At 57.3% G+C, this 25,741-nt stretch carries 17 protein-coding genes; 10 read left to right on the top strand and 7 right to left on the bottom strand.

The window, feature by feature from the left end; translation table 11 throughout:
• Positions 1-9 precede the first annotated feature (9 nt).
• The 3 genes from G5193_RS08665 to G5193_RS08655 all read left to right on the top strand — a co-directional run bounded on the left by G5193_RS08665 (position 10) and on the right by G5193_RS08655 (position 3,910).
• Positions 10-1,290 (top strand): sugar transferase, encoded by a 1,281-nt coding sequence (locus G5193_RS08665; protein ID WP_421205815.1) that lies wholly within the window; start codon positions 10-12, stop codon positions 1,288-1,290.
• Between the two features lie 17 nt (positions 1,291-1,307).
• The gene (locus G5193_RS08660) at positions 1,308-3,035 is read left to right on the top strand and encodes a Wzy polymerase domain-containing protein (protein ID WP_421205814.1); all 1,728 of its coding nucleotides are present in this window, start codon (positions 1,308-1,310) and stop codon (positions 3,033-3,035) included.
• Positions 3,036-3,499: 464 nt separating this feature from the next.
• Positions 3,500-3,910, top strand: coding sequence for an H-NS family nucleoid-associated regulatory protein (locus G5193_RS08655; protein ID WP_216954269.1), 411 nt, complete (start codon positions 3,500-3,502; stop codon positions 3,908-3,910).
• 604 nt (positions 3,911-4,514) lie between these two features.
• On the opposite strand, the gene G5193_RS08650 is transcribed toward G5193_RS08655, so the two are convergent.
• The 6 genes from G5193_RS08650 to nadK all read right to left on the bottom strand — a co-directional run bounded on the left by G5193_RS08650 (position 4,515) and on the right by nadK (position 13,282).
• On the bottom strand, positions 4,515-5,879 hold the full coding sequence (locus G5193_RS08650) for an efflux transporter outer membrane subunit (RefSeq protein ID WP_421205813.1): 1,365 nt from the start codon (positions 5,877-5,879) through the stop codon (positions 4,515-4,517).
• A gap of 2 nt (positions 5,880-5,881) precedes the next feature.
• Positions 5,882-7,855 carry a MacB family efflux pump subunit gene (locus G5193_RS08645; protein WP_216979164.1) on the bottom strand — a complete coding sequence of 658 codons (1,974 nt, stop codon included), beginning with the start codon at positions 7,853-7,855 and terminating at the stop codon, positions 5,882-5,884.
• On the bottom strand, positions 7,852-9,015 hold the full coding sequence (macA, locus tag G5193_RS08640) for a macrolide transporter subunit MacA (protein WP_421205812.1): 1,164 nt from the start codon (positions 9,013-9,015) through the stop codon (positions 7,852-7,854). The genes G5193_RS08645 and macA overlap by 4 nt, the downstream gene beginning before the upstream one ends.
• A gap of 248 nt (positions 9,016-9,263) precedes the next feature.
• Positions 9,264-10,154 carry a manganese-dependent inorganic pyrophosphatase gene (locus tag G5193_RS08635; protein WP_376901387.1) on the bottom strand — a complete coding sequence of 297 codons (891 nt, stop codon included), beginning with the start codon at positions 10,152-10,154 and terminating at the stop codon, positions 9,264-9,266.
• 328 nt (positions 10,155-10,482) lie between these two features.
• Positions 10,483-12,147 carry a DNA repair protein RecN gene (gene recN, locus G5193_RS08630; protein ID WP_421205811.1) on the bottom strand — a complete coding sequence of 555 codons (1,665 nt, stop codon included), beginning with the start codon at positions 12,145-12,147 and terminating at the stop codon, positions 10,483-10,485.
• A 250-nt stretch (positions 12,148-12,397) separates the two neighbouring features.
• Positions 12,398-13,282 (bottom strand): NAD(+) kinase, encoded by an 885-nt coding sequence (gene nadK / locus G5193_RS08625; protein ID WP_005338038.1) that lies wholly within the window; start codon positions 13,280-13,282, stop codon positions 12,398-12,400.
• Positions 13,283-13,573: 291 nt separating this feature from the next.
• Here nadK and grpE point away from each other — a divergent pair, with 291 nt between their 5' ends.
• The 3 genes from grpE (at position 13,574) to dnaJ (ending at position 17,590) form a co-directional block, all read left to right on the top strand.
• Positions 13,574-14,149: a nucleotide exchange factor GrpE gene (gene grpE, locus G5193_RS08620; protein ID WP_421205810.1), complete on the top strand. Its 576-nt coding sequence runs from the start codon at positions 13,574-13,576 to the stop codon at positions 14,147-14,149.
• Between the two features lie 268 nt (positions 14,150-14,417).
• Entirely contained in the window at positions 14,418-16,346 is a 1,929-nt protein-coding gene (gene dnaK, locus G5193_RS08615; protein ID WP_421205809.1) for a molecular chaperone DnaK, read from the top strand.
• Positions 16,347-16,447: 101 nt separating this feature from the next.
• Positions 16,448-17,590, top strand: a complete 1,143-nt coding sequence (dnaJ, locus tag G5193_RS08610; protein WP_216954258.1) for a molecular chaperone DnaJ — start codon at positions 16,448-16,450, stop codon at positions 17,588-17,590.
• Between the two features lie 111 nt (positions 17,591-17,701).
• Here dnaJ and mgtE read toward each other — a convergent pair whose 3' ends face one another.
• Positions 17,702-19,081: a magnesium transporter gene (gene mgtE / locus G5193_RS08605; RefSeq protein ID WP_216954257.1), complete on the bottom strand. Its 1,380-nt coding sequence runs from the start codon at positions 19,079-19,081 to the stop codon at positions 17,702-17,704.
• A 1,192-nt stretch (positions 19,082-20,273) separates the two neighbouring features.
• Here mgtE and G5193_RS08600 point away from each other — a divergent pair.
• The 4 genes from G5193_RS08600 to G5193_RS08585 all read left to right on the top strand — a co-directional run bounded on the left by G5193_RS08600 (position 20,274) and on the right by G5193_RS08585 (position 25,714).
• Positions 20,274-21,779: a carbohydrate porin gene (locus G5193_RS08600; RefSeq protein ID WP_421205808.1), complete on the top strand. Its 1,506-nt coding sequence runs from the start codon at positions 20,274-20,276 to the stop codon at positions 21,777-21,779.
• 115 nt (positions 21,780-21,894) lie between these two features.
• Positions 21,895-22,851 carry an aminoimidazole riboside kinase gene (locus G5193_RS08595; protein WP_421205807.1) on the top strand — a complete coding sequence of 319 codons (957 nt, stop codon included), beginning with the start codon at positions 21,895-21,897 and terminating at the stop codon, positions 22,849-22,851.
• An 83-nt stretch (positions 22,852-22,934) separates the two neighbouring features.
• Positions 22,935-24,299 carry a sucrose-specific PTS transporter subunit IIBC gene (locus G5193_RS08590; protein WP_040065997.1) on the top strand — a complete coding sequence of 455 codons (1,365 nt, stop codon included), beginning with the start codon at positions 22,935-22,937 and terminating at the stop codon, positions 24,297-24,299.
• Entirely contained in the window at positions 24,299-25,714 is a 1,416-nt protein-coding gene (locus G5193_RS08585; RefSeq protein WP_319920198.1) for a sucrose-6-phosphate hydrolase, read from the top strand. The genes G5193_RS08590 and G5193_RS08585 overlap by 1 nt, the downstream gene beginning before the upstream one ends.
• Positions 25,715-25,741: the final 27 nt, after the last annotated feature.

Genomic DNA, 25,741 nt, shown 5'->3' with positions numbered 1-25,741 from the left:
GAGTATTTCATGATAAATAATAGCTATTATCCATATGGTGGTCGTTGGTATGACCTTGTACGGTTTAATTATACAATAATGTTCTTTTTTACATCCTTGGTGTCAACATTATTACCTGCATTTTTGTTTTGGGGCGAGGACTTTTGGAATTTCCTTGATGATGTAAAAATAAATTCACTTTTAGGAATCTTTATAACATGTATTACTGCTGGTTTTTTCCTGAGTCGAGTGCTTTGCTATCCTGGAGTTAATGCTTTATCTTATATGATTCCAACAGTAACCGCTGTGTATGGAATATTATTCGGTGTGTTGCTGCTGTTTCGTCTTGAGTATAGTAGGCCAGTAATTATAAGCTCGTATATATTGGTTTTAGTATCTTGCTGGCTTATTTATTACTTAGGGGCACGATCTGGCAAGGTTAAGTATTCCATCATCCCGGTTGGTAATTATCAGAAACTGTGTGCCTTGACTGCTGTTGAATGGAATATTCTTCACAAACCAGATTTTTCTCTGTTTTGTGGTAATGCCGTAGTTGCTGACCTTCACTCATCTGAATTGACGAGTGAATGGCAAAGGTTATTAACTGATTTCGTTTTGTTAGGGATACCAATCTATCACAGCAAAACTATATATGCATCATTAACAGGCCGAGTGAGCGTTGAGCAATTATATGAAAATGACTTGGGTTCCGCTATTCCCTCGTTGTTTTATTTCTTTTTAAAAAGACTAGCTGATCTTTTGGTTGTTATAATTGCACTCCCCTTTTTTATGCCGGTGTTACTTATAACAGCAATATTAATAAAGCTGGAAAGCCCAGGCCCTGTTTTCTTTAAGCAAAAGAGAGTTGGGCTGGGTAATAAAGATTTTGTAATATATAAATTTCGTAGTATGCATGACAGTTCATCATCAGACAATGCATATTTTGCTCAGGAGGTTGACAAACGGATTACTCGTGTTGGTAATTTTATTCGTAAATATAGAATTGATGAGCTCCCGCAATTCTTTAATGTTCTTAAAGGGGATATGAGCTTGATTGGTCCACGGCCTGAACAGCGTTTTTTTGTGGAGAGGTTTGAGTTTGAATTACCATTCTATATGTATCGTCATATGGTTCGTCCTGGTATAAGTGGATGGGCTCAGGTGATGCATGGCTACTCAGCTGATACAGATAGTACTCGTATAAAATTAGAATATGATTTTTATTATATTAGAAACTTTTCGCTTTGGCTTGATCTATTAATAGTAATCAAAACTATTAAAACAATGCTGACAGGGTTTGGGGCTCGTTGAGTATACGGAAATAATATATGAGCAGCTTGTATTGGATTTTATCTTCATTATACTGGTTACTTGGAGTGCATTTTTTTATGCACAACCCGGGAGGAGCAGGGCTATATCTGCCCTTTAACGCATGGGGATGGGTGTTTGCCTCGCTGGCTATTGGATTAGGATTGTGGCAAGTGACGTTACGCCAGCGTCTGCTCTTTTCTCCATTACAAGCGGGCTTATGGATAGGGGCACTCTTGCTACTGCTGCCGATGTTCTATCCAGGTTTTGCACTCAGGGATTATGCCATTCCAAGATTATTGGGGCTTTTTGCTGGTCTGCTGTTTTTATTCGGGCTCTATCAATGGCGCTTCAATCGGTTGCAGCGTGATCGCTTGCTCTATATCGTCCTGATGGCGATCGCGATGGAGGCTTTGCTCGGTCTGATACAGTTCTATCTGTTGACACCCGGTAACTGGATTGGCTACGACACTAAAACCAATCGTCCTTACGGGATCTTTCAACAGCCAAACGTGATGGCAACCTTTATGGCAACTGGTCTTGCCCTTGCTATTTGGCTGGAATTACGCCGAGAGGGTGGTCGTTTGCTGATGGCTCTGCGCTATGGCGTCATTCTATCAGCAACACTGTTGCTGGTTGTTTTGCAATCCCGAGTGGGTCAACTTGGCGGTCTGCTAGCTCTGTTTTTATTGATACCGCAACTCCATCGCCATCGAGTGCTATGGCGTATGTTGGCGCTGGTTATTTTTGCGGTGGCCCTTGGCCTGCTATCACAGTACTGGATGGCAGGAGCAAAGCGCGGGTTGGAGATTTATCAATCTGGTGGTATGCGATCTATTTATTGGCCTTATGCAGCCAAGCTGATTGCCGAAGCACCATGGAGTGGTTGGGGATACGGCAGTTTTGAATCTGTTTTTCTCCATCACTACATGGCTGATAAGGCGCTGAATCCATCTATGGTGCAGATTGAGTACAATCTTGACCATCCCCACAACGAATTCCTTTATTGGGCTGTTGAGGGAGGGGTGGCTCCCATGGTTGGTATGGTGATTATGGGGGGCGCATTATTGTGGCGCCTGACGAAGGTGCGTTGGGTAAATGCCATGGCACTGCTTGCCCTGGTGACACCGATATTGCTCCATACTCAGACGGAATATCCCCTTTACCATGCAATCGTGTTGTGGTGGTTGTTGCTGACGCTGATCTATGTCGTTGACACCGAGATTGAAGAAACCCGTTTCGTGAGTTGCGGTAGCCCATCGTGGTTGGACATTGAGTATCGCCCCTGGTTGTTGCTCCGATTTATGGCAATAGCTATCCCTCTATTGATTGTCCCATTTATGCTGACAGCCCTTCATACTGCCTGGGTCGTCACCAAATACGAGCGGGGAGGTTATAAGGAGCCGACGCTCTTGCTGGAGATTATCAATCCTATGGCATGGCTGACACGAGTTGAATTTGATGTGAACTCGGTTCGTCTGATGGTCGGTTTGCAGACAAACAACAAGGATGAACTGGAAGCTTATCTGGAGTGGGGGCAGGACTTCGTACTTCATACACCACGAGCTAATATATACGCCAATATGGTGACAGCACTTAACGCTCTGGGTCGCAAAGAGGCAGCCGATACGATGCGTCTGGAAGCGCTCAGACTCTATCCTGCGGAACCTCTGCTGAGTGGCTCTGTAGCTATACCGGTGATCAGTGGTGTTGATCAATCTGCACAAAGTAATGCTCGCGCAAATTAGCGTAATTTAACAACCGGGTAAGATCGGTTATGTTAAAAAACAGATTGTTTATTTGTCTTTAGATATATGGGTTGGTGTTGTAAGCTCATGATTTTTATGGATAAAAGTTATGGCCTTTTAAGTCGTCGTTGCTGAGGAATTGCTTTGTGGCTTTTTTATTTCACCTTGATGGGTAACTGGGCGGGGGGGGGGGGGAGGGCATATCGGGTGTCACTATAAAGAGAATCTTCTGACTGCATGCAGTGGGATATTAATGAGCCCTGTAATATCTGAGATCATCATCTGTCAGATTGTATAGCAATCACAACTGAGCATTGATTTGTTATCACGCTTCGCGTCAAGAGAGTATGGTGAGTGAAAAATAAAAAAAAAGGAGTGTAAATACAGAAAACGGTATGTTGTTATCAATTGTCCATGCTATTCTGACACGGTAATCCCTGTGACCGACTTTTTGTGAGGAAATAATGAACGAGTTTCTGAAAGTTCTGCTGAACATTCGCAGTCTGCGTGCGGCTGTTCGTGAGCTGCCGTTTGAGCAACTGCTGGAAGCTAAAGAGAAGTTTGACCTGGTTTACCAAGAGCGCGCCGATTCTGTTGAACAGGAGCGTGCTGAACAGGAAGAGCGTCAGCGCAAGCTGAATGAATTCACCGAAATGCTGCAGCAGGCTGGTATTGATCCTCGTGAGCTACTGGCGACTGCCGCTGCTCCGGCTGCTGCAACTGGCGCTGCCAAGAGCAAGCGAGCTCCGCGTCCGGCTAAATACAAGTACGAAGAAGATGGCCAGGAAAAAACCTGGACCGGTCAAGGCCGTATGCCGAAAGCCATTGCTGCTCAAGTCGCATTGGGTAAAGACCTGAACGATTTCCTGATCTAATTCGTCAGGTTCAGAGATTGAATAATGCCGCCCTCGGGCGGCATTATTTTTGCCGTTTTACTCGTGGTTATCCAACCAGTATTTCCACCTCATTGTTATCTGCATTCCTCGTTTGTATCCTTTCTCTCTCGCCTTACCCGCAGTTCCTTTACTCAATATCATTCGTTGTTTACGATTAATTTTGTCCTGTGGCTCACCAAAGCGATATCGCTATTTGTATGCGTTGTGCTGATACGAGCTTCGGATATGTTTCTCACGATTCACGATTCACGATTCACGATTCACGATTCACGATTCACGATTCACGATTCACGATTCACGATTCACGATTCACGGTGCGTCGTTCGGCAAGAGTAGAGCTCTCTGCTGATGGAATATCCGGTAATCGTTATCTCCGTTCAGGGAGCGTGAGGGATAGAGAGAGTCGCAAAGTATGGCCGGGATATTCTGGGTCACCGATGCATGTAATTGGCTGCGCTGCCATGACTGCCCCTGATGATGAGCAATGGCGTTCGTCTGCAGTGTGGGAGAGGAAATTCTGTGTGGTCTATGGCGATGATATTCCCCACTCTGTAGGCAGAGTGGGGGATAGCCAGGTGAAGCGCTATCGGGGCGTCACGCTATCGCTGCCACCCAGGGCGCGATAGATTTTGGCTGTGGTGGTGAGCTGCTCTTTTTGCTGGGCCAGCAGGCTCTGCTGGGCATCCCACTGCCGGTTCTGCTCATCAAGCCAGGCTTGCACGCCGGTCGCGCCCGCCTGGAAGCGAGCCTTAGCCAGCCGTTCTGCCTCCTGGGCATAGCTCAGTTGCTCTTGCAGATAATCGAGTCGCTGCTGGCCATAGTGGCGGGCGGCCAGATTGTCTTCCACCTCCACCAGTGCGGTGTAGAGCTGTTTGCGAAACTCGGTTTCAGCGATCTGGTAATCCAGCTCTGAGCTTTCGATGGCAAGCTGGGTGCGGTTGTATTCAAGGAAGGGAAGGGCGAGGCTGGCTCCCAGCGTACCAACCGGATTTTGCAGCACCTGCGCCAATCTATCAGATGCGGTGCTGGCACTGCCGGTTAGGGTCAGGCTGGGGTAGAAGCTGGTGCGGATCTCGTCCCCTTTTGCCAGCGTCTTGCGCAGCCGCAATTCGGCCGCTTTGACATCGGGGCGGCGAGCCAGTACATCGGCCGGAATACCCACCGCAAGTTCTGGAATGGTCTGGGTTGAAAGGGAAGCGGGTGCATACTCCAGCGGCCCGCTGCTGCGGCCCAGCAACAGACGCAGGGCATTGCGAGCCTGCTCCTGCTGCGCCTTGAGGGAGGCCAGCTCAGCCTGTTTTCCGGCCAACTGTTGGCGTGCCTGCGCCAGATCGAGCCGGGTAATGGCGCCAGCCTGGTATTTGGTCTGGGTCAGCTGCTCGGTTCGCGTCAGGTTGGCCAGCTGCTGTTCTCCGAGTGCGATGGCAGAGCCGAGATAGCCGAGCTGCCAATACTGCTCCAGAGTATTGCCAATCAGCAGGAGTCGGGTGCTGGCGAGATCCTGCTCGCTTGCCGCCGCCTCCCAGCTTGCCTGATCTCGCACCGAGGCAAGCTTGCCCCACAAATCCACTTCGTAACTGAGGCTCAGCGAGGGGCCCAGACTGTTGGTGCCTTTGCCGCTTTTCAGATCCTTGTTGCCACTGGCTGCGATAGTGCCATTGACCGAGGGGGTGAGGTTGGTATCGGCCTGCTCGGCGCCCAGTCTGGCGCTTTTGAGCTTGAGGGCCGCCACATGCATGTCCGGGTTGGCGGCTAGAACCGCCTCGACCAATTTGTCGAGTTGGGGATCATGAAATTCCCGCCACCAGAGGCCAGCCTGCGCAGCCAGTTGGGCGCCCTCTGCTTGTTGCCATGTGGGGGCGATCGCCAACTCGGGTCTTTGATAGGTGCTGTGCTGACTACAGCCGCTGAGGGCCATAGAGAGAGCCAGCCAGGAGAGTTTGTGCATTGTTATTCCCTCGCCAGTGCGACAACAGGGTCGAGCCGCGCCGCATTGCGTGCCGGCAGGTAACCAAACAGGATCCCGATGAGTGACGAGCAGCCAAAGGCCATCAGGATGGAGAAGAGCGAGAACTGCATCTTGATGGAGTCCACCAGCAGTGCAAAGAGCGCACCAATGCCTAGCGAGAGGCCGACGCCGAAGATACCCCCCAGCAGGCTCACCATCACAGCTTCAATCAGGAACTGCTGCAAAATATCCGACTGGCGGGCGCCCACGGCCATGCGAATGCCGATCTCGCGGGTGCGCTCGACCACTGACACCAGCATGATGTTCATCACGCCCACCCCGCCGACGATCAGCGAGATCACCGCGATGGCCGAGACCATCAGGGTCATGGTGGCGGTGGTTTTCTCCACCGATTTGATGATGCTGTCGCTGCTGAAGGTGAAGAAATCCTTCACCCCGTGGCGCTTGGTGATCAGCTCGATCACCGCCTGCTCGGCCAGCGCCGGTTGTACCCCGTCCTTGACCCGGATGGTGATCTGGCTGAAGTGGTGCTGCGAGATGAGGCGACTCATCACCGCGCTGTAGGGCAGCCAGATATTGACCGACTGGCTGGTGGGGCCGAAGCCGGTCTCCTGCGAAACCACACCGACAATCCGCACCGGCAAGGTGCCGACCAGTACCACCTTGCCGACCGGCTCCTCCTTGCCAAGCAGGCTGGTGATGCTCTTCTTGTCCACCACGGCAACGGCGGCACGCTGCTGGATATCTTGCCACTCCAGTAAGCGACCACTGACCAGCGTCATCCCCTTTACCTTGAAATAGTCGTTACCGACCCCGGTCACATTGCCGCTGTTGGTCTTGTTGCGATAGCGCAACTGCCCTGAGCTGCCGATCTCGGGGCTGGCGCCCGCAAGATAGGGTTGCCCCAACAGGGCATCGAGATCCCCCTTGTTGAGGGTCTGGATGCTGGCCATCTTCTCATCGCCCCATCCTTTACCCGGGAAGATTTCGATGGTGTTGGTGCCCATCGCATTGATCTGGTCGATCACCTTGGCGCGCGCCCCTTGCCCCAGCGCCACCACACTCACCACGGCGGCGATGCCGATGATGATGCCGAGCATGGTGAGGAAGGTGCGCATCCGGTGGGCTAGCATGGCATGGATTGCCATCCGTCCCGCTTCCCGATAACGATCCCAATCGTGGCCCATGGCGCCTTTAGTGGGCGCTATTTTTTGAGGGGCTACAGCGGTGGCTGGAGCCAACACCGCCGTTTGGCAGGGGCCGCTATCTTGTTCAATCCGACCATCCTTGAGAGTGATGATCCGGTCGGCATGGCTGGCCACGTTCATATCGTGGGTGACCAGAATGATGGTATGGCCCTGAGCGTGCAGCTCCTTGAGGATCGCCATCACCTCCTTGCCGCTCTGGCTATCCAGTGCGCCGGTCGGTTCATCGGCGAGGATCACTTCGCCGCCATTGGCCAGCGCCCGGGCGATACTGACCCGCTGCTGCTGACCGCCAGAGAGTTGGCCCGGGGTATGGTGGCTGCGATCGGCCAGACCCAGTCTGCCCAGCAGCTGACGCGCACGTGCCTGGCGATCCGGGCGATTGGTGCCGGCATAGACGGCTGGGATCTCCACGTTGGCGGCGGCATCGAGGTGGGGCAGCAGGTGGTAGCGCTGAAAGATAAAGCCGAAGTGGTGGCAGCGTAGTCGGGCCAGCGCCAACGCATCCATGGTGGCGGTGTCCTGTCCACGAAACAGGTACTGGCCGCCGCTCGGGCTATCCAGACAACCCAGCAGGTTCATCAGGGTCGACTTGCCGGAGCCGGACGCGCCGACAATGGCGATCATCTCTCCTGCCGTGATGGTGAGGTCAAGAGGGTGGAGCACGGTGACTTCGCTGTCGCCGCTCTGGTAGCGTCGCTCGACCCCTTTCAGCTGGATCAACGGCAGCTGGTTCAGGGGCTCACTCATAGCATCACCGCCATCTCATCATTGTCGGCGGGGGCACCGTGATTGAGCTGCACCTCCTCCTTCTCACTCAGCCCGCTGATCACCTCAATGCGGATCTCATCCTTCATACCAGTCTTGATATGGCGGGTTTCGGTTGTTTCATCGTCCTTGATCAGGGTGACTTCATACTCGTTATCACCCAGCGACTTGCCGAGGGCGGTTTGCGGCACAGTGAGCACCTGCTTGCGTTCGCCGAGCACTATGGTCACCTGGGTGGTCATTGCAACCCGCAGGGTATGGTCGGGATTGGGTACATCGAACAGGGCGTAGTAGTAGACAGCCGCATTGCTGGTGGTGGTGCCGGTGGTGGCCTGATCGTTGATGTTGGTAGGCGCTAACTCCACGGCGCGAAGCGTACCCTGATAGCGGGTATCCGGGTCGCCGATCAGGGTGAAGTAAACCGGCATGCCGGCTTTGACCTTGGTGACATCAGCTTCGGAGATCTGCGCCTTGACCGTCATGGTCTCGAGGTTGGCCAGCTTGAGCACGGTCGGCACCGTCTGGCTGGCTGCCAGGGTCTGGCCCTGACGGGTCACAATGCTGATGACGGTGCCATCCATCGGCGCCAGGATCTTGGTGTAGCCCAGCTCGGTCTTGGCCCTATCAACCTTGATCAGGGCGTTGTCGATATTGGCCTGGCTGTTTTGCAGTTCGGCGCGGGTGACTGCCAGCAGTGCCTCGGCACTCTCCAGATCGGCCCGTGAGCTCGCCTCCTGCTTGAACATCTGCTGCTGGCGCCGCCAGGCGAGCTCGTTCTGTTTGAGTTGCGCCTGCTTGATCTTGAGCTGGGCGCGGTTGCTGGCAAGCTCCGCCTCGGCCGTCTTGAGGTTGTTCTGGGCAATCAGGGGATCGATCTCGGCCAGCAGGTCTCCCTGTTTGACTTGATCACCGGCCTCTACGGCCAGCTTGGTAACCTGACCGGAGACCTGGGCCCCCACATCCACCTGCTCTACGGCCTGCAGCACGCCACTGGCCAGTACGGTCTGGGCGATATCCTCGCGGGTCACTTGAGCGGTCAGCATCGCCTTGGGTGGTTGACTGGGCCAGAGCAGCCAGCCGAGGAGCACCACGGCGATCAGAATTGTGATGGCCAGGGTTCTCTGCTTGGGGGTTATGTTCATCGGTCACCTGAATGGAAACGGAAAAGGTTGTGCGCGGCGATTATCCTGCAGCAAAGCCCTGATAAATAACAGCCGCAAATATGTAAGCAAAGTTATGGGGTTAACTGTCAATAAGCCGAGAAAGGAGTAAGCGAGAGGCCGCAGTGGTGAGCAAGATGATCAGCAAGAGGGGGGAGTGCGGCTGGCGGTGGCGATGAGAAAGCCCTGCGCAGAGGCAGGGCTTTGGAATAGGTGATGGCGAGGTAGGATCAGGCCTTGGCCAGCAGGTCCATCACCCAGGGCAGACCCTGCTTCTTGCGGCTGACAAAGCCCGGGTGGTAGCTGGACTCTGCCGGTACTTTCGGGTGCTCGGTAAAGTAGATACGGCTGGCTGCGGCCGTCAGGTCAGTCACCATCAGCACGAAGAAGTCGAGCCCTTCGCCTTCAACACGGTGTGCCATCTCTTGCAGCAGAGTGTCAATCTGGTCGGCAAGCTGTTGTTCGCTGCCCACTTCAATTTGGCTCATGATGAAGCTCAGACTTTCGGCCTGGAATGCTTTCTCATCCTGCTGCAGCAACTGCGCAGGAGTGAGGCCGCGCAGGTCGGTTTTTGCCATCAGCAGCTGTTGACCGAACTCGGCCAGCGATACTTCGGCCAGCGGTGCCAGACGCTCGCAGGCGATCTTGTCCTGCTCGGTGGTGGTCGGCGAGGTGAGACAGAGGGTGTCGCTCATGATGGCACCCAGCATCAGGCGAGCCTGGCTGCGGGTCACGGTACCTTGCTGGCTCAGCAGATCGAAGGCGATGGTGCAGGTGCAGCCGACAGCCCGGATCCACGCATCCAGCGGAGACTGGGTGACCAGAGTGCCGAGACGGTGGTGATCCACCAGACCCAGTACATTGGCTTGTGCCAGTGTGGCAGGGCCCTGTTCCAGATCACTGAAATCCACCAGCCAGACATCTTCACCGGTCAGATCTTTGGTCAGCAACTCGGGTTCGCTGACGCCAGCCTGCTCCAGAATAAAACGGGTTTCGGTGCGCAGGTCACCCAGACGCCATGGGGTGGCCTGACGGCCCTGGCCATTGAGCCAGTCGGTGATAACCAGCGCACTGCAGATACTGTCGCTATCAGGATTCTTGTGACCAAAAACGTGGATCATAGACAAAGCCTCACAATTGGATACCCATAAAGGGGGGCAACACTATGCGAAATCCGCCACATGAAGGCAACCGGATCCACGCCCATGTTGCTGCCAGCTTCGCCTAACTCGCCATTTTATTGATCTGGGTCGGTAATCCTGACGCGAGTTCGGTGCTCACAGTTGGCTATTGGCTATTGGCTATTGGCTATTGGCTATTGGCTATTGGCTATTGGCTATTGGCTATTACTGGCTGCGCAGGCCATAGCTCTCGCCTGTGCCTGCGCAGTCAGCATGTTCGGTCAGCGCTATCAGTCGCCATCGCTGCAAATTGGCTTTATCACCTGATTCATCGACGCAGCAGCTCGCGGGCATTGGCCAAGGTGTTGTCGGTGATCTGGTCGCCACCGAGCAGGCGTGCCAGCTCGTTGAGACGGGCGGTCTCATCAAGGGCACTCATTTGGGTTTCGGTGGTTTTGCCATCGGTATGCTTGCTCACCACCATATGCTGGTGGCCGTTGCCTGCCACCTGAGGCAAGTGAGTGACCACCATCACCTGAGTGGACTCGCCGAGCTGGCGCAGCAGGCGACCGACCACAGCGGCAGTTGGGCCGCTGATCCCCACATCCACCTCATCGAAAATCAGGGTCGGGGTTGAGACCTTGCGAGCACTGATCACCACGATGGCAAGGCTGATGCGCGACAGCTCACCGCCTGAGGCTACCTTGCCAAGGGGCTGGATCGGTTGGCCCGGGTTGGTGGTGACCATGAACTCCACCCGATCTATACCCAGTGGTGACAGACTGCTCTGGGCATCGGGGCGCACCTCGATGGCAAAGCGGCCATCGGGCATTGCCAGTTCGTGCATGCTGCTGGTTACCTTGGTGCCCAGCTCCTGGGCGTAACGCTGACGGCTCTGGCTCAGGGCTTCGGCGGCCTGGACAAAAGCCTGACGGGCCTCGGCCAGCTCATCTTCCATCCCCTCTAGCCGCTCTTCGTCAGAGTTGAGGCGGGCGAGATCCGAGGCCAGCTCCTGATGGTGCAGGGCCAGATCCGCCGGTTTTACATGATGCTTGCGGGCCAGATTGATCGCCTTGGAGAGGCGGGCCTCCAGCTCGTTAAAACGTTCGGGATCCAGTTCCAGCCGATCGAGGTAGCTACGTAGTTCGCTGTGACTCTCCTGCACCCCGATCAGTGCTTCGTTCAGCATCTCCAGTACCGGGGTGAGGCGGCTGTCCATGCTGACCAGCCCCTCGGCCCGATCGACGGCCGATTGCAGCAGCCCTGCGATAGTGGTCTCTTCGTTGTCATAGAGCAGATCGAGGCAAGCGCCGCACTCCTGCATCAGCTCGGTGCCGTTGGCCAGACGCTGGTGCTCCTCTTCTATATCTTCAAACTCCCCCGGCTGCAGGGCGAATTCGTCCAGCTCCTGCACCTGATACTCGATCAGCTGGCGACGAGCCTCTCGCTGCTGCTGCTCGGCTTTGAGCCGGTTCAGTTCGTTTTGTAGTTGGCGCCACTGCTGATAGTGCTGGCGCACCTCGTCGAGCAGCAGATGGTGACCGGCATAGCCGTCGAGCAGGGCGAGCTGGTAGTCGGGTTTGAGCAGCATCTGGTGGGCATGCTGACCATGTACGTTGACCAGCAGCTGGCCCAGATTCTTGAGCTGGGTGAGGGGCACGGGCACGCCGTTGATATAGCTGCGGGAGCGGCCCTCGGCTGAGATGACTCGCCGCACGATACATTCACTTTCGTTTTCCAGTTCGTTGGTGGCGAGCCAGGCGCGGGCGGCCGGGTTGTTGTCCAGCAGGAAGCGGGCGCTGACCTCGCTTTTGTCGCTATCGGGTCGCACCATGCCGGCTTCGGCCCGCTCTCCAAGGCAGAGACCGAGAGCATCGATGGCGATGGATTTACCGGCGCCGGTCTCACCTGTGATGCAGGTCATGCCCGGTTGCAGATCGAGTTCGAGAAACTTGACGATGGCGAAGTTGTTGACGGTCAGCTGGGTCAGCATGGTCTCATCCTGTATAGGTCAACATTACTGTGTATGCATCCAGTATATACTGGTCTTATATACAGTAAAGAGGGCTCCGTCATTTTTAGTACAGGAAAGGTGTGTCAGTGCGCTATGGCTATGAGAATGCGGTACTGACCATTGGCACACGGTACGGATATGAGAGTGCAGGGGCGGTTGCTACGAAAGAAAAGAGAAGGGCGCCAATTCAGGCGCCCTCTGTGGCAATGCCGCTGTCGGTCAGCGCCGATTAAAACAGCTTGCTGCCCCAGCCGAGCTTGTTGCGCAGCACGTGGAAGTAGCTGTAGTCGAGGGGATGCACCAGATGAAGCTGATGGTGGCTCTTCTTGATCAGGATCTCATCCCCCGGGTGGACCGCCAGGGTCACCTGACCGTCACAGCTGACCTGCATCGCATCGTCCTGATTATCCGGCGAGACCAGCAGCCGTACTTCGCTGTCGGCATCGAGTACGATGGGGCGACTGCTCAGGGTGTGCGGGAACATGGGCACCAGCGTGATGGCGTTGAGCTTGGGGGTGAGGATGGCGCCACCTGCTGACAGGGAGTAGGCGGTGGAGCCGGTCGGGGTGGCGACTATGATGCCGTCCGAGCGCTGGCTATACATAAAGCTGCCATCGATATAGACCTCGAACTCGATCATATGGGCGATCTTGCCCGGGTGCAGCACTGCTTCATTCACCGCCAGATTGCTCGACTTGCGCTCGCCGTGGCGATAGACCGAGGCCTCAAGCAGGAAGCGGTGTTCGCTCTTGTAGTGGCCGGAGAGCACCTGCTCCAATGGCAGCAGGTAATCCTGCGGCGAGAGATCGGTCAGAAAGCCGAGGTTACCCCGGTTGACCCCGATCACTGCCACATCGAAGCGTGACAGCACTCGCGCCGCCCCCAGCATGTTGCCGTCACCGCCGACCACGATGGCGAGATCGGCCTGCTGGCCCAGTTGTACCAGATCCATCACGTTTTCATCGAGGATGCTCAGGGTCTGGGCGACCCGGCTCTCCACCAGTACCCGAAAGCCGCGGGCGGTCAGGTATTGATGCAGGCCGGTCAGCGTCTGGTTGGCCCCCTCATGGTGGGGTTTGCCAATCAGGGCGATGGTTTTGAACGGAGAATCCATAGTCAGTCAGATCTGGGATGGGTATTGCGGGCCAGTATACAGTGCTTTGCTCCGCTTGTGACGCTCTCCCGTGTGACGGGGCCGGCTATCCCCTTGAGGCTACTGGTTAAACGGTGAGCGGTAACCCGGATAAACCGACGGTTGCTGCTATTCAGCAACCCTGATTGCCCTTTACCCCTTGAAAGCCGGGGATGCATCCCCATAATAGCGCCAACATAGTCGGTCTGTTGTCGTCCGGTCGCTCAACCAGACGTCAGGGCCCTCATAAGTAACCCCGGAATTGGAGATGTCATGAACCACGAAGAGCAAAAGGTTGAAGCGATGGAGCAAGTGGAAGCCCAGCCAATCGAGCCGACCGATGTAGACAGTGAAGTGACAGCCGAGCAGGCCCGCATTGCCGAACTGGAAGCGCAGCTGGAAACCGCCATCCAAAAAGCGGCGGAAGAGCGTGAACGCGCCCTGCGTACCGCCGCCGAGATGGAGAACCTGCGCCGTCGTACCGAGCTGGATGTGGAGAAGGCGCACAAATTCGCTCTGGAGAAGTTCGCCAATGAACTGCTGCCGGTGCTGGACAACCTAGAGCGCGCCATCGAGCTCGCCGACAAGGAGAACGACGCCCTCAAGCCGATGGTGGAAGGTGTCGAGCTGACCCTCAAATCCATGCAGAGCGGTGTGGCCAAGTTCGGTCTGGTTGCGCTGGATCCGACCAACCAGCCGTTTGATCCGAATGCCCATCAGGCGATGAGCATGGTGCCGAGTGCCGATGTGGCGCCGAACACCGTGATTGCCGTGATGCAGAAAGGCTATGAGCTGAACGGTCGCGTGATCCGTCCGGCCATGGTCATGGTATCCAAGGCCGCCGACTGAGTCGGCACTTGATGCCCAGGCCCGCCGCTTGGCGGGCTTTTTGTTTATCTGTCTGGTCTGTCATGGACTGATCACGACAAAAGGTAGGGTTTTTGCGGGGCAGGGCTTGAAGTGGCCGCTTGCGACCCCATATAGGTAGCAAGGCCGCGGCGGCACGAAAAATTTGATGCCGGGAGCTTGAAAGCCAGATTGGCAGCCCCCACCTAGCCGTTAACGCATTAAGGCGAGTTCCTCGCCAGTTTATTCAAAGTATTTGGAGATTCGTCAAATGGGTAAAATCATCGGTATTGACCTGGGTACTACCAACTCCTGCGTCGCTATTCTGGATGGCGACACTGCTCGCGTGATCGAGAACGCAGAAGGCGATCGTACTACTCCGTCCATCATTGCCTATGCCGATGATGGCGAGATCCTGGTTGGTCAGCCGGCCAAGCGTCAGGCCATCACCAACCCGAAAAACACCCTGTTCGCCATCAAGCGTCTGATCGGTCGTCGTTTTGAAGATGACGAAGTACAGCGTGACCTGAAAATCATGCCGTACGCCATCGCCAAAGCTGACAACGGCGACGCCTGGGTTGAAGTGAAGGGCAAGAAAATGGCACCGCCGCAGATCTCTGCCGAAGTGCTGAAAAAGATGAAAAAGACCGCCGAAGACTATCTGGGTGAGCCGGTAACCGAAGCAGTCATCACTGTTCCGGCCTACTTCAACGACGCCCAGCGTCAGGCTACCAAGGATGCCGGTCGCATCGCCGGTCTGGATGTAAAACGCATCATCAACGAACCGACTGCTGCTGCATTCGCTTACGGCGTGAACAAGGTCAAGGGCGAGCGCAAGGTTGCCGTATATGACCTGGGTGGCGGTACTTTCGATATCTCCATCATCGAGATCGACGAAGTTGAAGGCGAAACCACCTTCGAAGTACTGGCGACCAACGGTAACACCCACCTGGGTGGTGAAGACTTCGACAACCGCGTCATCAACTATCTGGTAGACGAGTTCAAGCGTGAGCAGGGCATCGACCTGCGCAACGACCAGCTGGCTCTGCAGCGTCTGAAAGATGCCGCCGAGAAAGCCAAGATCGAGCTCTCTTCTGCCCAGCAGACCGACGTCAACCTGCCGTACATCACTGCAGATGCCACCGGTCCGAAGCACATGAACATCAAGGTGACCCGCGCCAAGCTGGAATCCCTGGTGGAAGACATGGTGAAAGACTCTCTGGAGCCGGTTCGTGTCGCCCTGAAAGACTCCGGTCTGGCAGTTGGCGAGATCGACGACGTGATCCTGGTTGGTGGCCAGACCCGTATGCCGCTGGTTCAGAAGACCGTTGCCGAGTTCTTTGGCAAAGAGCCGCGTAAAGACGTCAACCCGGACGAAGCCGTGGCCATGGGTGCTGCCATCCAGGGTGCCGTACTGTCCGGTGACAAGACCGACGTACTGCTGCTGGACGTTACCCCGCTCTCCCTGGGTATCGAAACCATGGGCAGCGTAATGACTGCGCTGATCGAGAAGAACACCACCATCCCGACCAAGAAGTCCCAGGTGTTCTCCACTGCCGAAGACAATCAGTCTGCCGTGACCATTCACGTGCTGCAGGGTGAGCGCAAGCGCGCCAGCGACAACAAGTCTCTGGGCCAGTTCAACCTGGAAGGCATCCGTCCGGCTCCGCGCGGTCTGCCGCAGATCGAAGTGACCTTCGACATCGATGCCAACGGTATCCTGCATGTCTCCGCGAAAGACAAAGAGACCAACAAAGAGCAGAAGATCACCATCCAGGCCTCCTCTGGTCTGTCTGATGACGAGATCGAGCGCATGGTACGCGAAGCCGAAGCCAACGCGGCCGAGGACAAGAAGTTTGAAGAGCTGGTACAGGCTCGCAACCAGGCTGATGGTCTGGTCCACTCCGTACGCAAGCAGATCACCGAAGCCGGTGAAGCCCTGCCTGCCGACGACAAGACCAAGATCGAAGCCGCTCTGAGCGAGCTGGAAGTTGCCATCAAGGGTGACGACAAGGCTGCTATCGAAGCCAAACAGCAGGCTCTGCTGGAGGCTTCTCAGAAGCTGATGGAAATTGCCCAGCAGCAGGCTCAGGCCCAGGGTGCAGCCGGTGCTGATGCCGGTCAGACCTCCTCTTCTGCCAAGGCTGACGACGACGTAGTCGACGCCGAGTTCGAAGAAGTGAAAGACGACAAGAAGTAAGCCCTACCCAGATGGGCGAAGTCCGCTTCGCCCATCGGCTTGGTCAATGAATTCACGGGCGTTGGGTAACCAACGCCCGTCTGCGTAACCACAGGATGAGTATGTCGAAGCGCGATTTCTACGAAGTACTGGGTGTGGCGAAAGATGCCGACGATCGCGAGATCAAGAAGGCGTACAAGCGCCTGGCCATGAAGTATCACCCGGATCGTAATCAGGGTGATGCCGCATCCGAAGAGAAGTTCAAAGAGGTCAAGGAAGCCTACGAGGTCCTGACCGATGCCAACCTGCGTGCCCGTTACGACCAGTACGGCCATGCCGGTGTCGACCCGAGCCAGGGTGGCGGTGGCCACGGTGGCTTTGGCGGCGGTGCCGACTTCGCCGACATGTTTGGTGACGTATTCGGTGACATCTTCGGCGGTGGCCGTGGTGGTGCCCGTCGTGGCCCGGCCCGTGGCTCCGACCTGCGTTACACCATGGAGCTGACGCTGGAAGAGGCGGTGCGCGGGGTCTCCAAGGAGATCAAGGTGCCGACCCTGGTTCACTGTGAAGTCTGTAACGGCTCCGGTGCCCACACCGGCAGCAGTGCCCAGACCTGCCCGACTTGCCACGGCTCCGGCCAGGTGCAGATGCGTCAGGGCTTCTTCGCGGTGCAGCAGGCCTGTCCGCACTGCCACGGTCGCGGCAAGATCATCAAGGATCCGTGCCGCAAGTGTCACGGTGAAGGTCGCTACCAGCGTACCAAGACCCTGTCGGTGAAAATCCCGGCGGGCGTCGATACCGGCGATCGCATCCGTCTCTCCGGCGAAGGGGAAGCGGGGGAAGCGGGGGCACCGGCAGGGGATCTGTACGTACAGGTGCACGTCAAAGAGCACGAGATCTTCGTGCGTGACGGCAACAACCTCTATTGCGAAGTGCCCATCAGCTTCACCGCAGCGGCTCTGGGTGGCGAGATTGAAGTACCGACCCTGGATGGCCGCGTCAAGCTCAAGGTCACTCCGGAGACCCAGACTGGCAAGATGTTCCGCATGCGTGGCAAGGGCGTGAAGTCAGTACGCTCCGGTCAGGTAGGGGATCTGATGTGCAAGGTGGTGATCGAGACTCCGGTCAACCTCACCGAGCAGCAGAAAGAGCTGCTGCGCCAGCTGGACGAATCCTTCAGCGGTGCCGCTGCCAAGACCCACAAGCCGAAATCGGAAGGCTTCTTCGAAGGGGTGAAACGCTTCTTCGACGATCTGACCAAGTGATGGCATAGACCCGTGTCGATATAAAGAGAGGGAGGCGTGATGCCTCCCTCTCTTTTATCTTGAACTATCGGAGATGGCGGTGGTTTGGCTGCCCCCATCTGCTGTGCGCTGTCAGGCAGCAGCCAGTGACCCACCGAGGAAGGCATAGGCGAAACCAAAATAGATCAGCACGCCCAACAGATCCATGATCGAGGTGAGCATGGGGGAGCTGAGGGTTGCCGGATCAGTCCCCATCTTCCGTGCGGCAAACGGCAGGACCAGACCAAGCAGGCTGCCAACCACAGTCACCGTCATGGCAGAGAGGCTGACAATCATGACGATGTCCCAGCCGATGCTCTTGCTCCAGAATGCCATCACCCCTTCCAGCAGGGCGACACCCAGCCCCAGAGCCATTGCGACGGGCAGATCGCGCCGCAGCACGAAAAAGAAGTCACGCATGCTCAGCTTGATCTGACCCATGCCCATTGCCCGGATCACCAAGGTGGCCGACTGGCTGCCCGAGTTGCCCCCCATGTCGATAATAGGGGCAATAAAGGCTGCGAGGATCAGTACTTCGCTGATGAGTTCTTCCTGAGCGGCGACCAGATTGCTGGTCAGTATGCCGAATACGGTCAAGACCGCCAGCCAGAAGAATCGGGCGCTGAACATGTTAAAGGTGCTGGATGCGCGAAGATCAAGTTCGGGACCTCCCAGCGCAGCCGTACCACCGAAGCGGGCAATCCGGTTGGCATCTTCCTCTTCGGCAACATCCATTGCATCATCCACGGTCACCATGCCGAGCAACTGCTGATCCTGATTCAATACGGGGAGGGCCAGCAGGTTGTAACGGGCGATCATCTCCGCGGCTTCGCCTTTGGGGGCATCGGCCTGAATACTCACCAGCTCGCGCTGCATAATGGCCGAGATGGGGGTTTTGCTGTCGGCGAGAAACAGTTCGCGCAGGGAGACAACCCCGATGAGGCGGCGCATTTCATCCACGACATACAGGGTATAGATGCTCTCCCTGTCGGCAGCAGTGCTGCGCAGCCGTTGCAGCCCCTCTCCCACAGTGATGTCAGCCGTCAGGCTGGCACAATCCGAGCTCATGATGGAGCCGACGAGGTTTTCCGGGTAAGAGGCCAACCGTTGCGTATCCTCACGTTCTTCATCTGTCATCGCATCGAGCAGGGTCTGGCGCAAGGCTGCGGGCAGACGATTGTAGAGATCGGCTCTGTCATCGGGGGATAGGCGGGTACACAACTCTTCCAATTGGGGCTTGGCCATGGAACGTACCAGGCTGGCCTGAATATCGCTGGGCAGATGGCGGAAGATGCGTGCGGCACGCAATGCAGGAACCAGATTGAGAAAGGTATGAATATGTTTATCTGTCAGGCGGTTTATCGCTTGTGCCAGATCGACCTCATGAATATTCAGGCTGAGGCTCTGGATCCCCATACGATCCTTGTTTTGCAGCAGTACATACAGTTGTTGGTGAATATCTTGGTATTGCATTTATATATCCTTTAATACATCAGCCTGGAAAATAGAAAATAGAATTCCGACTGACATCACATCAGCAAAAATAGATAAGGAAATAACGCCCGAAAATTAATCCGGACTAGTCGCCGATACCGGCTCCAGGGTCAGGGTCCATGACACACCTCCTGATTGATGTAAAGAATCGTCATATGCTTACCCGTCAATAGCCACGCATGGGGAATGAACAGGTGTTGCACTCGGCACAAGTAAATGAAGGTGGAGCGGATCGCGGGACGGTCGTCGCCCGGCTAGCGGCTGTTGCCATCTCCCATGCCACCTTGTCAAAAGCCTTGTGGCTACTGACCTGCAGCGATAGAGGTTCGCCATCATTGACGCACGCCAGAGGCGGAAAAACATGGCGTGATGAGGTAACAGTGGTAATGACATGGTGACCCTGATATCAGGAGAAGACCCATGCAGGCATTATTTACGCATCCAGTCTGTAGCATTGGATGGCGTCAGTAACAGACATCGAGTGAATACAGGGAAGGAATTGCACTCAGGTGCAAATAAACCGCTCTCCGCATAGTGCGAGATAGCGGCAGAACAATCTGCGGGGATCTCGCGACTCAGGTATTGGCTGACGAGCTCAACAACCTACTGTCATCTGATGAATTGCCCACTGATGGTCTCCGTTATTAATCAATGCTGCGATGCTACTGGAATGGTTCTTATTGGTAAATAATTAATCCACCGCCAGAAACATTTAGAAACATCTTTATTGATATTTTGGTAATTGAACGACAGGAATGTCGCGTATTCAGCCATATCGCATGCGTGATCGGTATTATTTACGCTGCTTTGTAGCCGAACCTGATGGTGTAATGCGTGTAACAATCTCCACCAACAGAATGACGCATAGGGTATGCCGATACCTGGCAGACCCATCGCCAGCACCCTGATCCGGTTGGTGGTGAGGTGCCCCCCTTCCTATTCACATTGTCAGGGTCGCTGCTCGCAGAATCGGGATCCGCCTTATTGAGTGGATCCTGATGAGGGATCCTCCTCACAACTCCCGCCAATTCCTGCTGTACAAATGTTATCCCGCTCACACTACTGCTGAAACGGTTTAGTTGTCATATTGAGTTAGCTAAATTGGTTTAGCTATGCTCTGGCTGTCGATAACAACAGCGCCCGTCCGGGCCACAGATGACAGGTGAGGAAGATGATGATGTTCAAGAGCAAGTTGGCGCTGGCGGTAGCGCTGGGATTGGGGATGAGCAGCCCGCTGTGGGCGGCGCAGGCGAGTATTGCAGGTGAGAGTGTCGAGGCCAGATTGGCGGCGCTGGAGGCGCGGGTACAGGCAGCCGAAGCGAGAGCCGAGGCGGCAGATAGCCGTGCCAGTCAGGCGGAAGTGAAGGCGAGCGCGGCGAGCGAGCAGGCTCAGGTGGCCGACAACCGCAGCCAGCAGGTGGATGAGAAGACCGCTGGTGCCCAGGGCTTCGAGTTTCACGGCTACGCCCGCTCGGGCCTGTTGGTCAACGGCAATGGCAACGGCGGGCGCGGCGGCCCCTACATCACGCCAGCCGGTTCGGTGGGCGGGGCCGTCGGTCGCCTTGGCAATGAGGATGACACCTATATGGAGGCCAACCTGCTGAAAACCCAGACCTTCGAGGATGGCAGCTGGGCCCGCTACAAGCTGATGCTGGCAGACGGGGTGGAGACCAGCAACGACTGGACCGCCAGCGATTCGAGCCTCAATACCCGTCAGGTGTTTGCCGAGATCGGCAATCTGGCGAGCTTCGACGGCCCCTTCAAGAATGCGGTGCTGTGGGCGGGCAAGCGCTTTGATCGCGACAACTTTGACATCCACTGGCTCGATTCCGACGTGGTGTTCCTGGCCGGTACCGGCGGCGGTGTCTACGACGTGCAGCTGGCCGATAGCTGGAAGGCCAACTTCTCTCTCTATGGCCGCGATTACGGCGACATCAGCGCCAGCGGTCTCTCCGATATCGAGAGCTACATCCTCACCATGAACAACCGCGTCGGTAACTGGCAGTGGATGGTGAACGGTCTCTCGGCAAAGGACAATGATGCCCGCATCAATGACAAGGGGGCGGGCAGCGAGGCGGCGGACAAGGGGGCACACACCCTGCTGGCCTACCACGGCGAGAGCTTCTTTGGCCTCAACCCCGGTTTTGCCAAGGCGGCGGTGCTGTACGGTCATGGGCTGGGGGCCGAGGTCAAGGGGCTGGGCTCTGACAGCGAGCTGTTGCCGGACGCCGATGCAGTGCGGGTCGCCGTGTTTGGCGCTACCGATCTTAATCCGCGCTGGCGTTTTGCCCCGGCCCTGCTGGCCGAGCAGAGTCAGGATCGCTACGTGAAAGGGGACGAGTACCGCTGGCTCACCTTCAATACCCGGGTGGCGCAGGTGCTGAGCCAGAACGTCGAGCTGGTCTACGAGGCGGCCTGGCAATACATGGATCTCGATCCCAAGGGTTACAAGGGACGCCAGGCGGTGAACGGCAACTTCACCAAGCTCACTTTCGCCCCCACCTTCAAGGCGCAGACCGCCGGATTCTTCGAGCGGCCCGAGTTGCGGGTGTTCGCCAGCTGGATGGACTGGTCCTCCGAGCTCGACAACTACGCCAGCGATGATGCCATGGGCAAGAGCGACTTCACTGCCGGTGGCGAGTGGAACTTTGGTATACAGATGGAAACCTGGTTCTAGTTCGTTATCCCGATCACAAAATTGGCAGCCGGTGCCGAGATCTGTTGGTTAGCTAAAACGGTTTAGCTGATAATGCCAGCCAACAGAACAGAGTTCGGGTTTGACCGTGGATCCGATGCAGCAGTGGAGTAGCAAGGTGACGAATCGTGTGTGGGTAATGGGGGATGCGGTGGTGGACTTGATCCCGGAAGGGGCGTTGCACTACCTCCAGTGTCCGGGTGGCGCGCCCGCCAATGTGGCGGTTGGTGTGGCACGGCTGGGTGGCGATGCGGCCTTTATCGGCCGGGTCGGAGCCGATCCGTTCGGCCGCTTTATGGCCGATACCCTGAGTGGGGAGGGGGTGGATATCGGTGCGCTGCGGCTCGATCCTGACCATCGCACCTCTACCGTGCTGGTAGAACTGGATGACGAGGGAGAGCGCAGCTTCACCTTTATGGTGCGCCCCAGCGCCGACCAGTTTCTCACCCCAAATGAGTTGCCCCGCTTCAAGGCCGGTCAGTGGCTGCTCACCTGCTCCATCGCGCTCGCCAACGAGCCGGTCCGCACCAGCTGCCTGCAGGCCATGGCGGACATCAAGGCGGCAGGCGGGCGAGTCTGCTTCGACCCCAACCTGCGCCCCGAGGTGTGGGGCAACCCCGCCGAGATGCTGCCGCTGGTGCGTCAGGCAATTGCACAGGCGGATGTGGTCAAGCTCTCCATCGAGGAGCTGCAACTGCTGAGCGGTGAGGATGATCTGGCTGCCGGGCTTGCGACTCTCTCTGGCCCGGCGCTGGTGCTGGTGACCAGAGGGGCGGCCGGTGTGGTGGCCCGTCTGGGTGGCGAGCTGCTGGAGTGGGTGGGGCAGAAGGTGACCCCGCTCGACACCACGGGGGCGGGGGATGCCTTCGTCGCCGGGCTGCTGGCGGCGCTGGCAGGGCGTTCGTCGCTGCCGACGCTGGCCGAGTTGCCCGCCATTCTGGCTCAGGCTCACGGCTGCGGGGCGCTCGCCACCACCGCCAAGGGGGCCATGACGGCGCTGCCGACCCGCTCCGAACTGGATGCCTTTTTGCGATCAGACACAAGCGGCTGTTGATCTGCGGCTAGAAGCCCGGCTCGACAGCCCCTACTCTCATGTGACAAGGGCCCGCCAGCGTGGCGGGTCATAAGAGGAAGAATATGAATATCAGTGCGATAGCCAAGGATCTGGTGCCCCTGCTCGGGGGCAAGGAGAACATCGTCAGCGCTGCCCACTGCGCCACCCGGCTGCGGCTGGTGCTGGCCGATGACAGCAAGGTAAACAAGGCCGCCATCGACAAGCTGGAGGGGGTCAAGGGGTGCTTTAGCAACGCGGGCCAAATTCAGGTGATCTTTGGCACCGGTCTGGTCAACAAGGTCTATGCGGAGTTTGTGACGCTGACCGGTACCGGCACCGCCAGCAAGGCGGAGCTGACCGACATGGCGGCGGCCAAGCTCAACGTGGCCCAGCGGTTGGCGCGAACCCTCTCCAACATCTTCGTGCCGATCATTCCGGCCATCGTCGCCTCGGGCCTGCTGATGGGGCTGCTCGGCATGGTGCGCACCTACGGCTGGGCCAATGCCGACAGCGCCCTGTTTGTGATGCTCGACATGTTCAGCTCGGCGGCCTTTATCATATTGCCGATCCTCATCGGTTTTACGGCAGCGCGTGAGTTTGGCGGCAATCCGTACCTCGGGGCGACCCTTGGCGGCATTCTCACCCACCCAGCGCTAACCAACGCCTGGGGCGTGGCCGGTGGCTTCAAGACCATGGATTTCTTCGGGCTCGATGTCGCCATGATCGGCTATCAGGGCACCGTCTTCCCGGTGCTCTTGGCGGTCTGGTTTATGTCCCATCTGGAGAAACAGCTGCGCAAGCGCATCCCGGATGCACTGGATCTGATCCTCACGCCGTTCCTCACCGTCATCATCACCGGTTTCGTGGCGCTGCTCTTTATCGGCCCGGCGGGTCGGGTATTGGGGGATGGCATCTCGTTTGGTCTGAGCGCCCTCTATGAGCAGGCGGGCTGGCTGGCGGGGCTGGTGTTTGGCGGCACTTACTCGCTTATCGTCATCACCGGCATCCACCACAGCTTCCACGCCATCGAGGCGGGATTGCTGGCCAATCCGCAAATTGGCGTCAACTTCCTGCTGCCCATCTGGGCCATGGCCAACGTGGCGCAGGGCGGGGCTTGCCTCGCGGTCTACTTCAAGACTCGCGACGTGAAGATCAAGGCCATTACCGTGCCGGCTGCCATGTCCTGCCTGCTGGGTATCACGGAAGCGGCGATCTTCGGGGTGAACCTGCGCTACATCAAACCCTTCCTCGCCGGTCTGTTTGGCGGGGCCTGCGGCGGCGCCTACGTGGTGGCGGCCAAGGTGGGGATGACGGCGGTGGGGCTGACCGGTATTCCCGGCATGGCCATCGTCCAGCCCATGAGCCTGATTCATTACATCATCGGGCTGGTGATCGCCTTTGGCGCCGCCTTCGCCGCTTCCTACCTGCTCAAATACAAGGTGGAGTGATGAAGGAAAGCGATCTTCTCAACCAGATTGTCCGGTCGCTGCTGGCCGGACAGCTCAAGGCGGCGGCCGATCCCCATCGGCCCCGCTGGCATCTGGCAGCCCCGGTGGGGCTGCTCAACGATCCCAACGGCTTTATCGAGCACGACGGGCGCTACCACCTCTTCTACCAGTGGAATCCGCTGGGCTGCGAGCACCGCAACAAGGGCTGGGGCCATGTCACCTCCACCGATCTGCTGCATTGGCAGCACGAGCCGGTGGCGCTGTTGCCCACCGAAGCCTATGAGAGCCACGGCTGCTATTCGGGCTCTGCGGTGAGCGACGAGCAGGGGCGTCTGACCCTTATCTACACCGGCAATGTCAAATACCCAGATGGCAGCCGCACCGCCTATCAGTGTCTGGCCCGCGCCGACGGTGAGGGTAGTTTTGCCAAGCTGGGGCCGGTGCTGGATCTACCCGCAGGCTACAGCGGCCATGTACGCGATCCCAAGGTGTGGCACGACGGCAAACAGTGGCTGATGGTGCTGGGGGCCCGAACCCTGGATGACAAGGGGGAAGTGCTGCTCTATCGTGGCGACACCCTGCAAAGCTGGCAGCGGGTGGGGCCCATCGCCGGCAGCGGGCGAGGGGGGCTGGGTGAGTTTGGCTATATGTGGGAGTGCCCGGATCTCTTCCCGCTGGAGGAGCGCCATGTGCTGATCAGCTGCCCGCAGGGGATTGCCCCGGCAGGCGAGGATTATCGCAACCTCTACCAGTGCGGTTGGCTGGTGGGCAACTTCGACGGCGAGCGCTTCGGGCACGGGGCTTTTCACGAGCTGGACCGGGGCTTCGAGTTCTATGCGCCGCAAACCACTCTGGATAGCCAGGGTCGGCGCTTGCTGTTTGGCTGGCTGGGTCTGCCGGAGGAGAACGAGATGAGCCAGCCTACGGTCGCTCACGGCTGGATCCACCAGATGAGCTGCCCGCGGGAGCTGTTCTGGCAGGATGAGTGGCTTTGCCAGCGGCCGGTGGCGGAGCTTGCGGCGCTCAAGGGAGAACTGACCCGCTTCGAGGGGACGCTTGGCGAATTTCCGGGGCTGGCCATCGACTCGGCCTGGCTCGATCTGGATCTCTGCGGTGAGGGGAGCCTCTGTTTCGGCGCCGTGGCCGAGCTGGTGTGGCAGCCGGACCGCATCACCTTGCGGCGCCAGAACTGGCAGAGCGGAGCGTGGGAGACTCGCAGCAGCCCATGGGCTGGCGGGCGGATCACCGTGCTGTGCGATCGCTCCAGTCTGGAGTGTTTCATTGATGAGGGTCGCCACAGCCTGTCGGCGCGCTACTTCCCCGGGGAGAAGCCGCAACTATCATCAGGTAGCGGCGATGATGGCTGCAAAATTTGCCTCAATCACTGGCCGCTGTCGGCATGCCTAGTACAATAGCCCGGTTCTAGTCAGCCGGGAGGCCAG

The organism is Aeromonas sp. 601027, from assembly GCF_049174455.1.
Lineage (GTDB): Bacteria > Pseudomonadota > Gammaproteobacteria > Enterobacterales > Aeromonadaceae > Aeromonas > Aeromonas veronii_A.
Note: the sequence above shows the minus strand (reverse complement) of the source record. Positions and strands in the feature narration are given on the sequence as shown.